The sequence below is a fragment of the Leucobacter komagatae genome, from assembly GCF_000834055.1.
Taxonomy (GTDB): Bacteria; Actinomycetota; Actinomycetes; order Actinomycetales; family Microbacteriaceae; genus Leucobacter; species Leucobacter komagatae_A.
On record NZ_JXSQ01000019.1, the window covers coordinates 17,927 to 30,811 of the forward strand.

14 protein-coding genes are annotated in these 12,885 nt (G+C 67.9%); 10 read left to right on the forward strand and 4 right to left on the reverse strand.

Going from position 1 to position 12,885, the window contains the following annotated elements; genetic code table 11:
- Positions 1–2 precede the first annotated feature (2 nt).
- The 3 genes from SD72_RS17035 to eccD are packed head-to-tail and all read right to left on the reverse strand — an operon-like array spanning position 3 to position 4,044.
- Complete coding sequence (locus SD72_RS17035) at positions 3–1,370, reverse strand: S8 family serine peptidase (RefSeq protein ID WP_052492660.1); 1,368 nt, start codon at positions 1,368–1,370, stop codon at positions 3–5.
- Positions 1,367–2,695: a type VII secretion protein EccB gene (gene eccB / locus SD72_RS12280; protein WP_042544757.1), complete on the reverse strand. Its 1,329-nt coding sequence runs from the start codon at positions 2,693–2,695 to the stop codon at positions 1,367–1,369. Before eccB ends, SD72_RS17035 begins: the two co-directional genes overlap by 4 nt.
- A gap of 2 nt (positions 2,696–2,697) precedes the next feature.
- A complete protein-coding gene (eccD, locus tag SD72_RS12285; protein ID WP_042544758.1) occupies positions 2,698–4,044 on the reverse strand; it encodes a type VII secretion integral membrane protein EccD in 1,347 nt (448 codons plus the stop codon).
- Positions 4,045–4,320: 276 nt separating this feature from the next.
- Here eccD and SD72_RS12290 point away from each other — a divergent pair, with 276 nt between their 5' ends.
- Together SD72_RS12290 and SD72_RS12295 are read left to right on the forward strand one after the other, a co-directional pair.
- Positions 4,321–4,638: a WXG100 family type VII secretion target gene (locus SD72_RS12290; protein WP_042544759.1), complete on the forward strand. Its 318-nt coding sequence runs from the start codon at positions 4,321–4,323 to the stop codon at positions 4,636–4,638.
- Positions 4,639–4,687: 49 nt separating this feature from the next.
- Entirely contained in the window at positions 4,688–4,969 is a 282-nt protein-coding gene (locus tag SD72_RS12295; protein ID WP_084767186.1) for a WXG100 family type VII secretion target, read from the forward strand.
- A 95-nt stretch (positions 4,970–5,064) separates the two neighbouring features.
- On the opposite strand, the gene SD72_RS17040 is transcribed toward SD72_RS12295, so the two are convergent.
- Complete coding sequence (locus SD72_RS17040; protein ID WP_052492662.1) at positions 5,065–5,982, reverse strand: hypothetical protein; 918 nt, start codon at positions 5,980–5,982, stop codon at positions 5,065–5,067.
- A gap of 27 nt (positions 5,983–6,009) precedes the next feature.
- Here SD72_RS17040 and SD72_RS12305 point away from each other — a divergent pair, with 27 nt between their 5' ends.
- From SD72_RS12305 to SD72_RS12340, 8 genes are all read left to right on the forward strand, one after another.
- Positions 6,010–6,261 (forward strand): hypothetical protein, encoded by a 252-nt coding sequence (locus tag SD72_RS12305; protein ID WP_042544761.1) that lies wholly within the window; start codon positions 6,010–6,012, stop codon positions 6,259–6,261.
- On the forward strand, positions 6,258–7,091 hold the full coding sequence (locus tag SD72_RS12310; RefSeq protein WP_042544762.1) for a hypothetical protein: 834 nt from the start codon (positions 6,258–6,260) through the stop codon (positions 7,089–7,091). Before SD72_RS12305 ends, SD72_RS12310 begins: the two co-directional genes overlap by 4 nt.
- 1 nt (position 7,092) lies before the next feature.
- The gene (locus tag SD72_RS12315) at positions 7,093–7,497 is read left to right on the forward strand and encodes a hypothetical protein (protein ID WP_052492663.1); all 405 of its coding nucleotides are present in this window, start codon (positions 7,093–7,095) and stop codon (positions 7,495–7,497) included.
- A gap of 31 nt (positions 7,498–7,528) precedes the next feature.
- A complete protein-coding gene (locus SD72_RS12320) occupies positions 7,529–8,074 on the forward strand; it encodes a hypothetical protein (protein WP_042544763.1) in 546 nt (181 codons plus the stop codon).
- 87 nt (positions 8,075–8,161) lie between these two features.
- Positions 8,162–9,568, forward strand: coding sequence for a hypothetical protein (locus SD72_RS12325; protein WP_157000567.1), 1,407 nt, complete (start codon positions 8,162–8,164; stop codon positions 9,566–9,568).
- On the forward strand, positions 9,568–10,821 hold the full coding sequence (locus tag SD72_RS12330) for an RDD family protein (RefSeq protein ID WP_084767187.1): 1,254 nt from the start codon (positions 9,568–9,570) through the stop codon (positions 10,819–10,821). Before SD72_RS12325 ends, SD72_RS12330 begins: the two co-directional genes overlap by 1 nt.
- Before the next feature lie 66 nt (positions 10,822–10,887).
- Complete coding sequence (locus tag SD72_RS12335) at positions 10,888–11,244, forward strand: hypothetical protein (RefSeq protein WP_042544766.1); 357 nt, start codon at positions 10,888–10,890, stop codon at positions 11,242–11,244.
- Positions 11,241–12,761 carry a hypothetical protein gene (locus tag SD72_RS12340; RefSeq protein ID WP_157000568.1) on the forward strand — a complete coding sequence of 507 codons (1,521 nt, stop codon included), beginning with the start codon at positions 11,241–11,243 and terminating at the stop codon, positions 12,759–12,761. Before SD72_RS12335 ends, SD72_RS12340 begins: the two co-directional genes overlap by 4 nt.
- Positions 12,762–12,885 lie beyond the last annotated feature (124 nt).

The following is a 12,885-nucleotide window of genomic DNA, read 5'->3' on the forward strand; positions in this document are numbered from 1 at the left end:
CGTTACCGCGGCCCGTACGGATCGTCGTCGTCTTCGTCACTGGTCTCTTGAGTGCCAGCTGCACCCGCGTCGCCGGCAGCTGTCTCTGACTGCGGGTTCGCTGCGGCAGCCCGGCGCCGCCTGAGCTGAGCGACAAGCGCGAGCACAATGATGAGCCCGCCAAGCGCGGCAGCCCCGATGATCGCCGGCGCCGGGTTCGGCTCGGCGGTCTCGCTGCGTGCGATCTGCGTGTGAGGGCGCGCGACGGCCGAGCCGCTGGTGTCGGCGAAGGGGCTTGCCGGCCCCCGGGTGGTGCGGTCGGGCCGCAGGCTCAGTGCCGCGGCGGGCGAAATGCGGCCCCAGCCGATGAGATCGTCGCGACCGTCGGGGTTTGGGCGGTCGGCGGTTGCTTGCAGGCGATACATCCACCCCTCGGGGCCCTCGTTCGGGTACGCCTCGGCGAGCAGCGCTGCGGCGCCCGCCGCGTAGGCGGTCGAGAAGCTCGACGAGGGTGCGTCGCCGGCGTAGACGCAGTCGCCGGCACCGGTTGCGGTGGTGAGCACATTCTGGCCGGGCGCGGCAACGTCGACGTGGCTGCCGTGAATCGAGTCGTCGGTGGGGCGCCCAGACAACGTCACCGCGGTGACGGCGAGGGCGCCGGGGTATGCCGCTGGGTAGCGGGGGCTGTCGGTTGTGACCTCGGTGGTGCTGCGGTTGCCGGCGCTCGCGACAACCAGCGAGCCGCGCGCGTACGCGTCTTGGGTTGCCGCGCGCAGCGCGGCGGTGTCAAGGTCGTCGCTCATCGCCACGACGATGATTTTGGCGCCGAGGTCGGTGGCATCTCTGATGCCGGCGGCGAGCCGTTCGGCATCGGGGCCGGTGCCCGCGCGCTTGGCCTGCTCGTCGGTGCTGCTGAACACCCGAATCGAGACGAGTTGCGCGTCGGGGGCGATGCCGGTCACGCCGGAGCCGCTCTCGGGCCTGGCAGCGATGATGCCGGCCACCGCGGTGCCGTGGCCGAAGGGGTCGCCGAGGCCGTCTGGCCTGGCGTCGTCGCTGACGAGGGAGCGGCTCCCCGGGGCGAGCGCCGAGGCGAGCTGGGGGCGGGTGCCGTCGACGCCGGAGTCGACGACCGCGACGAGCACGCCCTTGCCCGTGTACGGCAGTGTGCCGGGCGCCGCATTGAGTGCCTCGAGCACGGGCGGCGGCCCGGGAATGCGCGCCACCGCACCGGGCGAGCAGGCCTCGGGCGCTGCGGCGTCTGCCGTCGGGACCGCAGCGGAGGGTTGCGCGGTCGTCGCGAGCATGCCGAGCGCGAAGCCGGCGATGAGCGCGGCACCGACCCCGAGCTGTGCAGCCCCGGAACGCACGAACACACGCTTGCCCGTCACGGGCTCTCCGGTGTGGCTCCAGCGGCCTCGGGCGTGAGCTCTGGGCCCGCGGGGAGTAGCCGCACCCAGCCTGCCGGCACCGTCGTCACGTTCTTCGCCGTGTAGCCGAGCTGCTTCGCGTTTACCCCAACGCCGCCGGGTAGCTGATAGGCCGTGCCCGTCGAATCGATGAGCACGAGGGAACCGGTCTTGCCGCCGCGCACGAGCGCGCCGACGTTCTCCGGCACGTGCACGGTTGCGCCGCCTGCGACGGGGGCGACCCCCGCGACGGGCCGAGACTCCCGAGCGAGTGTTGTGTGCTGATCGGTTGCGGGCCCCGCGAGAGTCGCGCACGGGGCTCCGGTGGCTGCGCTCGGCGCGAGCGTATCCTCCGGCCAGTCCTCGCCGCCCGCGCGCTGAACGGTCGGCAGCTGTGCGATCGCGGCAGGGCTGATCTCGGCTGGCGTGCCAAGCCCATCGCCGCCACTGCCGAGCAGGTACAGGCGGTGCGCGAGCGGCGATAGTGGGGCGAGTGCGCCCTCGGCGGTCAGGATGTAGCGCTCGTCTTCGGGGCTCCCGGTGGGGCGGATCACGCTGCCAGCGGGCAGGTCTTGGCCGGCAACGGCGGCGCCGGCGCCTGCGAACTTGAGCGGAGCGAGTTCCTTGCCGGTTTCGAACAGGGCGAGCCAGTCGCCCCGCACGGGCTGGGGCGTGACGCTTTCGAGGCCGATTGCGCGCAGCACAGCAGTTTCTTGCCCGGCCGGGATTGCGTAGCTCACACCGTCGCCGATGACGAACATCTCGCCGTCGCGGGTGACGACCGAACCGACGCCGGCAGGGGCCGCAGTGCGGTTCTGGCCGCCGAGCCACACCTCGGTGTTTTCATGGGTCCCGCATGACAGCCAGTTGCGGCCGTCGAGATCCTTCGCCGCAGGGAGGGTGTCTGGGCCCCCGAGAATTCCGATGGTGCCGCCGATCGGGATCCCTGCCAGCGACGACTGATTCACACTCACGACCGCGAACTCGTCTGCCGGAATGAGTACGCGGGCGCTGACGGTGTTGATCACCGGGTGCAGTGTGCCCTCGACGCTGACGTAGCGTGCGCCGGTGTCGCGGGCGACGACGAGGCGGTTGTTCTCCCAACCGCCGGGCAGGCCCGGGCGGAGCAGGCCGATGAAGACACCGGCGAGAATGACCATGGCGGTGAGGGCGATTCCCCCGAACACGGCGCGCAGCGGTTTTGCGGGCTCGAGCTCTTTGCCGCCGGGCGCCCCGCCAATGAACGCTGAGAGGAGCCGGTTGCGGCTGAATGCCTGCGCCTCGATGAGGTCTTTCTTGGTTGCCACGGTTACGCGATCCCTGCGGCGATCACGGAGAGTGGCAGCAGCAGCGCGAGCAGAATGACCTCAATGGCGTCGCCGACCCGCGTGAGCCGCATGCGCACCCGGTCGCTCAGCAGTGTCAGCCCGGTGATGATGCCGGTCGCCGCGAGCAGCACGATGAGCAGCATGGGGGCTTCGTCTGGGTGGCTGAGGATCGCGGCGAGGCCGCTGACCGCCATGATCGCCGTGCCGCCAATGAGCAGCACCAACACTGAGGCGCGCCGCGCGGACTGGCGTGACTGGAACATGAGCGTCGCACCGGCCGCGACCGTGAGGATCGTGCCCATCCAGTTTCCGGCGGCAACGACGGGGGTCGCAACGAGCACCGCGAGCGCGAATGCTACGCGCACGGCCACGAGCAGCCGGTGCCCCGCGCTGATGCGCGCCTTCACGCGGTCGCCGTCGATCGGTGGCGGCGGCGCAAACATCTCGGTCTCGCTCGTCGGCGACACCACGCGCACGCGGGTGCTGCTGAGGGTCAGCCACGGCAGCGCGCCGGCGACCATTGCGGCAACAGCGACCATGATCGCGTACGGCCCAGCCGGGGCGATGTCGGTGACGCCGACCACGCTCGCTGGCAGCGCGATAATCACGCCGAACGCAATGGGTAGGGAGAACATTTCTACGGGAGGTTTAACAGTGAGCATCGCGGTGCCGCCGGCAGCGATCGCGCCGACACCGGCGAGCGCAAGCGGGTAACCCCAGAGATCTGCGCCCTGCGGCGCAAAGAGGTAGCCGCTGAGCGCGCCAAATGCGGCGGCGGCGATACCGAACGCGACGCCCGACTCGTGCTGCCGCAGGCGGCTCAGCGTCGCAGCGAGCGCGAGTAACACCGCGGAACCGACGCCGGCGATCACCGCGGAGGTGAGACCGGTGCGTGGCTGCAGGGCGAGCAGGATCGCGCTGAGCCCGAGCAACGTGAGGCTCACGGCGGTAGCGGTGCGGGCCGCATCTTCGGGCTTCCACGCCGCGTGGTGCGCGGAGGTCGCGTCGATGACAGCCTCAACGAGATCGTCATACTGCTTGGGGGCCGCAACCAGGCCGCCGAGCGCGAGCGTGAGAATCTCGCCCTGGTCAATGCCCTGCGCGAGTGCGCCACGGGTGGGGTCGAGGCTGCTGCCGTCTGCGCGAGTAAGTCGGTACCCGCCGTGCAGCACGGTTGGGTCGAGTACGCCAAGCCCGCGAGCGATACCGGGGAGTACCTCAACGAGCGGGAGCCGCCCGGGGAGAACAAGGTCGACGCGGCGCTCGGCATGCACCACTGAGACGCGCACAATCGCGTCGAGTTCGGCGGGCGCTGAGGCTGGCAACATCTTCTCCGAAGGTTTGCGGATACGGGCGAACGCTATTGATCCTATGCCCTGTCTCCCGCAGCGCCATAGCTGCTTCTGCTCAGGGGTGGGCGCCCAACCGCCCCGCAAATCTGTGCACACCAACGCGATTAGGCTTTGTGCTTCGCGGAACCCTGCCGTAGGTTGGTGGGTAGGCGAGCGTTGTCTCCTCGGTTTTGGCTTGGGGCGTCGGGTTCGTCTTCTCAGAACATTCACCCCACCGCGCGCCCGAGGGTGCGTTATCCGAAGGAGGCTGAGTTGGCACAGACCATCTCCGCAGAAGAAGGAGCCCTACGCCGCGGTCAGCAGGCCGTCGCCGAGGCAAAGTCAGGGATCGACCAGCGCACCAAGCAGGTCCGCAGCGAGATCGAGCAGCTTCGCGGTTTCTGGACGGGCTCTGCTGCGCTCTCGTTCACCCAGCTCATGGCGCGCTGGGACGCAGAGACCGTAAAGCTCAACAACGTGCTCATCGAGCTCGAGACCGCACTGCGCGGCACCGAGCAGGATCAGGCTGCCACCGAGCAGGAGCACCAGTCGGCCATTTCAGGGCTCGGCGCAATGATGGGTGGCAACTAGTTTCGGCCCGCCGAGACCGGTTGTAGAAAGGTTTTAGATTATGCAGTCAATGTCAGTACAGACCGCACAGGTCAGTGCATCCGCAGCTCAGATTCGCCAGGGCTCACAGCAGATTCGCGCCGAGATCGACCGTCTCGAGTCTGAGGTCGGTAAGCTCCGGGCAGCTTGGAGCGGCGACGCGCAGAACACTTACGATGCCGCGCAGCGTAAGTGGACCCAGTCGCTCACCGAGATGCAGTCGCTCCTCGAGCGCATCTCGGCAAGCACTGAGCAGATCGCTCAGACTTACAACCAGAGCGACGCGCGCAACGCGGGCCGCTTCTCGATGTAGCACCAAGCTCAGGGGGCCACGGGGGTTTCCCGTGGCCCCCTTTGCTTCGCCACGGTTTAGTCCGCGCCCGTGGCCCGACAGTGAGCCCTGAGCAATCAGGCAACGATTGGTGTTGCGACAAGCGTTCCCGGCAGCACAACGACGAGGTCGAGGAGACCCCTGCGATGAGTAGCAAGATCAACTACGACTCCCCAGTCATGGAAAACGCGGCGGCCGGTGTCGCCGAGTGCGCCAAGGCGGCGCGCGAGATAGGCCGATACGCCCAGCAGCACTGCTCGCTCGACGGTGCCTTCGGCATTCTCCTGCAGCCGCTGCAGCCGATTCACAACGCGGCACGCGACGCCGTCATGGACAACCTCACCGCGCTGAGCGAGGCTTTGTACGCGACCGGAATGAGCGTACTCGCCGCCCGCGACGACATGGCTGAGGTTGAAAAGGAAGCCGCTGCAACCTGTGAAGGGCTTGCGGCGGAGATCGATGGCGGCGTTAACACCGGCGGAGGCGGCGGTGACTTCGGCGGTGGTGGTGGCGGTGGTGACTTCGGAGGCGGCGGAGGCCCCGCGCCCGTCGCAGAGCCGCCAGTCTCTGAGCCCCCGGTGACGCCGCCGGTAGTTGTTGAGCCCGAGATCGAAGACCCAAAGCTGCCAGAGACGCCCGATGGTGAAGACACCGATGGTGAAGACACCGATGGTGAAGACACCGATGGTGAAGACACTGACGGCGAAGACACCGATGGTGAAGATACCGATGGTGAAGACACCGATGGTGAAGACACCGATGGTGAAGACACCGATGGTGAAGATACCGATGGTGAAGACACTGATGGTGAAGATACCGATGGTGAAGACACTGACGGTGAAGACACTGACGGTGAAGGCGGTACCGGGGGCAACGGTCACCCGGTCGGGTGCCGCTGCGGTGAGTGCGACGCGCACCCCGCCGGTTGCCAGTGCAACGTCTGTCTCGGTGAACAGGTTCAGCAGGGCTGCCCGCCGCACTGCGGCCGCTGCCACGCTGGTACAGCGCACGCCCCGGACTGGGTGGTCGAGTGCGGGCTGCCGCCCGAGGTTGCCTCGAAGATCGGCACCTCTGAAGAAGTGTTCGCCGAGCGCTGGGCACAGCGCGACCCGATCGTGGTGGTGCGCCCCAGCGAGGCCGGAGGCACCGTGACCATCGGCTTCACGCCAGCGGGTGCCGACACCACGACACAGGCGATGCCCGGGGCGATCGCCTTTGACTTTGATGATCTTGTGACCGCGGCATACGCCCGCGGTGAGAGGAGCCCACTGTGACCGGCACCGCTACCCCCATTGACCTGAGCTCGGTACTGGTTGCGCCTGTGGCGCCCAGCCAGGTCGACCAAGCGATTGATCGTATTACGTCGAACGCCATTCCCGGCCTCTCGCAAATCGATGCGGTTATCGGGCTTTTTCTAGAATTTAGCCCTCTCGAAGAGTTCGTGTTCAAGCCCTTCGTCGGTGACTGGAACGCGCTCGAGCGCGCCGCCGTCGCCTGGCCCCAGTGCGGCGAAGCCGTGGCGCTCGTGAATCAGCGCGTGATTGGTATGGACGACGTTGTCGGCGATGGTTGGCTCGGCGAGGCTGCCGACGAGTTCGCGCGCTGCCAGCGCACCCTCGGCCAGTTGCTTGCAGACCTCCCGCAGCAGTGTGAGCAGGCAGGAGTGATGGATGCCGAGCTCGCCGCGTTTGCGCGTGGCATCGTCGAATTCATCGGCGAGGTGCTCCAGGGCATCATCTCGTACGGATTGGCCCTGGTCGCAGCGCTCGCCACGCCACCGGTCGGGACCGTCGCCGCCGTCGGACTCGTCGCCTCGGCGGTATCAACGATCATGGGGTGGATGGCGAGCATCGCCGACCTGTTCAACCAGTTCGTCGGATTCCAGGAGGCCGTTGCGGCCATTCACTCGGGCATCGTGGGCATGTATGCCTCGGTCCGACAGGCCGCGACGGCGCTCTCGCAGGCGGCGACGATCGTCTCTACCCTCGCCGGGCTCGTCGATTCTGGAGCTGGGATTGCCGGGAAGGTGACGAAGATTGCCGGCGCGGGTAACACGGCGCTGGCTGGTGCCGGAAACACCGGCGGATTCACGAGAGGGCGTTGACATGTTGAGCGCAGAAGAGGCAATCGCGCAGCTGCGCGAGGCGACGAAGAAAGTCGCAGCACAGACCACTGAGCTCCGCGAGGCCCGCGAGGCTCGCGAGCGCGAGCGCGCGGTTGCAGCGAAAGCGGCCGCCGAGGCCAGGCGGCGCGGCGACAGCGGCAAAGACTGGCAGGTGTTGCAGCAGCGCATCGACCTTGGGCAGACAACCGAGTTCGACATCATTCAGGGCTTCGACCTGTCGCCCGAGGCTCGGGCGGTGCGCAAGCAGATGGGCGAAGACATCGGCAAGATTGCCGACGAGCGCGCCAAAGAGGTTGGCGAGGGCGCAAAGCTGCCGCCGAACTTCGCGGCGGCGCAGGCCCAGCTCGCCGAAACCGTCGCGCGGCTGCGCGACCTCACGCCCTGAGCGCGTGCGACTCGTGCAAGGAAAATAGCGGATGATTCCCGATCCGAACCTGGCGAGGCTGCAGCGACAGGTTAACGCCGTCGCCGCCCTCTCGTGGGTCGCACTTGGTGTAGCCGTGATGTTCCTCGTTGGATATCTTGTGTTCACTGCGCTCTACCACACCCCGGTGATTTCGCGCGTGCCGATCGCCCTGGGATTCGCATTGGTGACCGTTGCTGCGACACTGCAAGTTGTCTTCGCCCAGCAGGCGCGGCGAAGCTTTCCGCACCTGGATGGCATGGTGCGTAAGGTCTCATTCGGTGTGATCGGCGTCGGTGCCGGCGGGTTCGCACTCGCCTTGCTGCTCAACCTCATAGTGATGGTCGCGTTCGGGAGCGGCCGAGCCGCGTCAGGCTCTAACTTGCTCTTTGGCTGTTGCGTCTTCGTGTTTGTGCCGGTGGCAAGTTACCTTCTCATCGCTGCGCTCAAAGTGCGTGAGGTCAACCAGAAGTACGGGCCAGAGGGTGCCTCGCAGTTGCTGGCGTACCAGCTCTACCAAGAGCAGCGAACGCATCAGGTGCCCCCGATTCATGGCTGACCCGAAGCGAAACGCTGTGACAAAACCGGAGAGAACTCTATAACCCTGCGTGTATCCGTCTTCGCCACCGATCGCTAAGCTGACATCGTGACTTCTGCCCCGGCTCCGCTTCGACGCATCGCCGTGCATGCCGCGGGATCTCGTGTGGATCTCGTGGTGCCAGCCGGCGATGCGCTCGACCACGCGCTCGCGGTCGCGGGCGTGCGGCTCGGGCCGGGAGACCGCGTCTTCGGCCCTGGCGGCACCACGGTCGAGCCCGGCACACAGGCCGCCGAGCTGCGTGAGGGCGGGCTGTACGCGATCGCGAGTGCGCGGGCCGCCATCGACGAAGATCGCCGGCGGCGCGGCGCGCGCTCGGGCGTGCGGTTGCTGCCCTGGGGGGTGGTCGCAGGGGCGCTCGCCGCCGCGGTGATCGCCGTTGCCTCTGACTCGGCGATGCAGCGCAACGCAGCTGCTCTCATCGTCGGCGTTGCCGCATTCGTGCTGGCGCTCGGCGTCGCTGCCAGCCCCGGAGCTGCACGGGTGGCTGCCGAGGCGAACCGGGCCGAGCCTGGCGAGAACGAGGCCGGCCCGCAGATCTTCCCGGCGCTGCTGCTCGGCGCGATCGCCGGGGTGCTCGCCGCACCGCGCGGAGCCGACGGCATACGCGGCCCGCTGTGGGATGCGATGCTCGCCTGCTCCCTGGGGTTCGCCGGCATCGCGCTCATCGCCGTGCTGCTCTCGGCTCTCGCACGCGCGCGCGTGGTGCGGGCCGGGGCGGCCACCGCCGCCCTCATCGCCACCGTCGCCGCGATCCTCGCCGCGGCGTGCCCGCTCATCGGGTGGGGCGCACGCGAGTTTTTCATCGTCGCAGCTGGGGCAAGTGTGCTCATGATTCGAGCGCTCCCCGCGCTGCTCGTGAACGTCGACGAGGGGTACTCGATCGACTACGGTCGCTACATGGCGCTGCGCTGGACGGTGCGGGGCAGGGTGCCGCGCTACATCGAACGCGTCGACGGCGACGAGGTGCTCGACATGGTTGCTGTGACCGAGTCGCGACTGCGCACGGCGACCGTGATGTTTGCGGTGCTCGCGGTGCCGGGCATGGCGCTAGCGGTTGAGCCGCTGTCGACGGGCAACCTCGTCGAACGCATTGGGGCAGGCGTCTTCGTGTGCTTCGCGACCACTGCGCTGTTGCTCGTGTCGCGCCGCACGGTCGCCCCGATGCTGAAGCGGCCGCAGCGCGTTGCCGCCCTCGCCGGAGTGCTCGGGGCCGCGGTGATGTTCGCTGTGGCGCCCGGTGTGCCGGTGCAGTGGCTGCTGCCAGCCGCCGGCGTGCTGCTGTTCGCGGGCGTTGCAGTCGGCGCGGGAAGCGTCGCACTGCAGCGCGGCGCCCGCTCGCTTGGCTGGTCGCGCACTGGAGATATTGTGGAGGCGTTTGCGGTAGCGATGGTGTTGCCGGCAGGGCTGCTCGCCGCGGGGGCGATTGACGTGCTTCGAGGAGTGTTGTCGTAATGAGTCATTTTCAGCCGCAGGGCCCGCCGAACCACGCGGGGCCGCCGAGCGTGCCATCTCTGAGGCCGCAGCAGACACCATCGCAAACGCCGTCGCAGACACAGTCGCGCCGCGACCGCCGAGCCGGCTCGCGGCAGCGCACGCAGCGGCCAGTTTTGCGCCCGGGCGCCGCCCCGAATGGCGCGGCGCCACACGCGAACCCTGCCGCCCAGCAGCGCGGTGTGTCGACGAGGCTCGCGCAGGCGCTCGCTGGCGCCAGGGCGTGGGCGCGCCCGGCGACGACGGGCGCGCGCCTCGGCGCGTTTGCCATCGACCTCGTCGCGGTGGTGCTCGTCGGTGTGGCGGTCTGGTTCGGCTCGCGGAGCCTGTGGCTCACGGGCATCGCGGTGCTCGAAGCGGCCGCCGTGCTCGCGTTTGTCGAGGCTCGCACCGGAGCGACGCTGGGAAATCTTGCGTTGCGGATCCGCACCGTTCGCGACGACGCACCCTATTCGCCGGGCGTCGCCCGTGGCGCCGTGCGCTCCCTCGTGCTCGGCGCGGGCACCCTCGTCGCGGTGATCGGCGGCTTCATCGTGGTCGCGACGAGCGCAGCAGACCCGATGCGCATGGGGCGCAGTTGGGCAGACCGTGCCGGGCGCACGCTCGTGGTGCGGGTGCCGACGCGGGCCGAGCGCGAGGCGTGGGCGCAGGGCGCAGAGGCCTGGGCCGCGAACGCGCTCGTCGCGCCCGAAAGCTCGCCAGCGCAGGCGTCGCCCCAGCAGGCGCCGGTGAGCCCGCAGCCCGCGCCGGCGGCCGTGCCCGCGGCAGCGCCCGCGGCAGCGCCCGAAAACCAGCTGCCGAGCGGCGTTGTCTCGGTCGATGCGCCGATCGCCGCGCCGCCGCCCGTGCAACAGGTTGTTGTGGGGGAGCAGCTGCTGCTCACCCTCGACACGGGCCAGCGTGTGCAGCTGCCCATTCCGCTCGCCCTCAACCTCGGCCGCAAGCCAGACCCGACAGAGGCATCAGACCAGCTCTGGGTCGTCGAAGACCCAGACAGCTCAGTGTCGAAGACCCACCTGCGCATCGAGTGCCGCGGCGAAAGCGTATGGCTCACCGACCTCGGCTCGACGAACGGCTCGGCAATGCTCGACGAGACGGGCACAGCGTCGCCGCTCGCACCGGGCGTGCGTGTGCGACTCGAAGACGGCTCGCGCGTGAAAGTCGGCGACCGCAGCTTCACCGTCGCCACGGTTGTCGGAGAAATGCCGAGATAGGGAGCCGGCCCTCAGCTGGCGACAAATTGACTGGGCGTGGCCTGTGCAGTTGCGATTAGAGTGAAAGTGTCCACTCCGCACCGTTCGAAGGAGCGCACACTGAGCGCGTCAGCAGCAGAGAAGATCGTCATCGATGACAACGTGTGCGACAGCCAGCAGCAGGGGCTCGCTGCACAGGCGAGCACGCTGGCAGGGGCCGTTGGCCCCGCGTCAGCGAGCCTGGGGTCGGCTGCGTTCGGGGTGATGAATGGCCTTCTCGTCGGCCCAATGAACAGCCTTGCAAGCCGAACGGGCGAGCTCGCCAGTACGGCATCGGCGTTCGCCTCCCGCATGTCAGAGGGCGTGGGGGCTGCGAGGGCCACGTTCGCGGAGGTCGAGGAGGCTGCCGTGGCAGCGTTCGACGGCACGGAGGTCGGCGAGTGAGCGTCGCCCTGGGCGGGCTAACGGGCGCGGTAAGAGGCGGAGCGTGGGCGAACGGCCTCATGGCCCCGACGCCAACCGGTGTCCCGAATATTGCGCCCGATATTGTCGGCTGGGCGCTGAGCTACGTGCAACCGCTCGAGGCCTGGTTCCGCGAGCTCCTCGGCGACCCCGGCCAGGTGGAGGGCGTCGCTGCCTCGTGGGAACAGGTCGAGAGCACGCTCGTCGGCGTCGCTGACGAGCTCAGCACCCTTGAGCAAGAGCTTGGCTCGCTCGAGGGCCGCACTGTGCGAGCTTTGGAGCTTCGCTACGAAGACTTAAAGCCTGTGGCGCGTGATGCCGCCGACTGGTCGGGGGCGGTTGCCGCTGCTGCGCGGCTTGCCTCCCGCGTCGTCGCCGGGGTGCGACAGTTCATCTTCGACTTCCTAGATAGGCTCGCCCGCTTGATCGGGGCGCTCTTCGGCTTCACGCTCAACCCGTTCGAGAAGGTCGAACAGCTGTACAAACTCGCCTCGGCCGCAGCCGAACTCATCATGGCGGGCCGAGAGCTCATTGCAAACATGCTCGGCGCATTCGCAGACCTCGCCGGCTTGCTGCAGAAGCTCGGCCCGGTCATCGATGAAGCGCTGAGCCAGCTGCGCGAGACGCTGGCACTCATGCTGCCGGTTGCCGGCGGGTTGGTTCTCGGCCTGCCGGGCGTAATTCTGGGTGGGGCAAGACGGGACGCGCTCACCGCGAGTGGCGACGTGAAGCGATATGACGATGAGGCGCTTGCGAGCATTCGGTCGGAAGTGGACAAAGACGTTGCCAGCGCGACAGGGAGAACCGTGGCAACAGACCGCCTCGATTCGCTCGCTGATCTGGTGCAGGCCAATTCGCTCACTGACAAGCTCGGGGAGGCGCGCTCGACCGCGATCGACGTGAAGCTCGTGCGCGGGCCCGATGGCAGCGAGCACTGGGTCGTGTCATTACCCTCCACGCAACAGTGGTTCGATCTCTTCGGCGGTGGGGCGATGAACGACCTCAACACGAATGCGGCACTCATGTTTGAGAAGAACCCCGAGATGGCATCTCAATACGAGCGGGCGGTGATGCGCGCCATGCGAGAAGCCGGGATGTCTGCGGGAGACCCTGTCGTGTTCACCGGGTTCAGCCAGGGCGGCATCATGGCCGCCAAGCTCGCAGAGAACACGAACCTGCCGTATACCACCATCGGGGTGGTAACGAACGGGTCGCCGATTGACACCTTTAACATTCCCCCGTCTATTCCGGTCGTTGCGTTCCAGCATGCAAATGACCCAGTTGCAATGCTTGACGGGAACATTTTTGGTGCGACGGCGCCGAACGTTGACCGCGTGGTGTTGCCGATGCCGGGGGATCTTGGAGATATTGGGCAGGCCCACAATAACAACAACTATGCGGCGTCAATCGACAAGTACGCGAGCGAGCTCTCTGCTCAGTACAGCTGGATGGGCGGTGAAATCATTGACCACCAGGTCTTCGAGAGCGTACAGCGATAGCCGGCGGCGCAGACTTGCCGCGGCAGCCGCGGCAATACCGCTCGCCATTGCTCTGTCCGGTTGTGCAGCGTTGCTGCCTGACACCCATGCGAAAGCGGTCCCCGAGAGGGTTGCTGCGGCCGAG

What these genes read in the sequence shown, in the direction of transcription:
- SD72_RS12295 (WP_084767186.1), top strand. Translation starts at nt 4,688, where the DNA reads ATGTCAGTACAGACCGCACAGGTCAGTGCATCCGCAGCTCAGATTCGC.
- SD72_RS12320 (WP_042544763.1), top strand. Translation starts at nt 7,529, where the DNA reads ATGATTCCCGATCCGAACCTGGCGAGGCTGCAGCGACAGGTTAACGCC.
- SD72_RS12330 (WP_084767187.1), top strand. Translation starts at nt 9,568, where the DNA reads ATGAGTCATTTTCAGCCGCAGGGCCCGCCGAACCACGCGGGGCCGCCG.
- eccD (WP_042544758.1), bottom strand. Translation starts at nt 4,044, where the DNA reads ATGTTGCCAGCCTCAGCGCCCGCCGAACTCGACGCGATTGTGCGCGTC.
- SD72_RS12315 (WP_052492663.1), top strand. Translation starts at nt 7,093, where the DNA reads ATGTTGAGCGCAGAAGAGGCAATCGCGCAGCTGCGCGAGGCGACGAAG.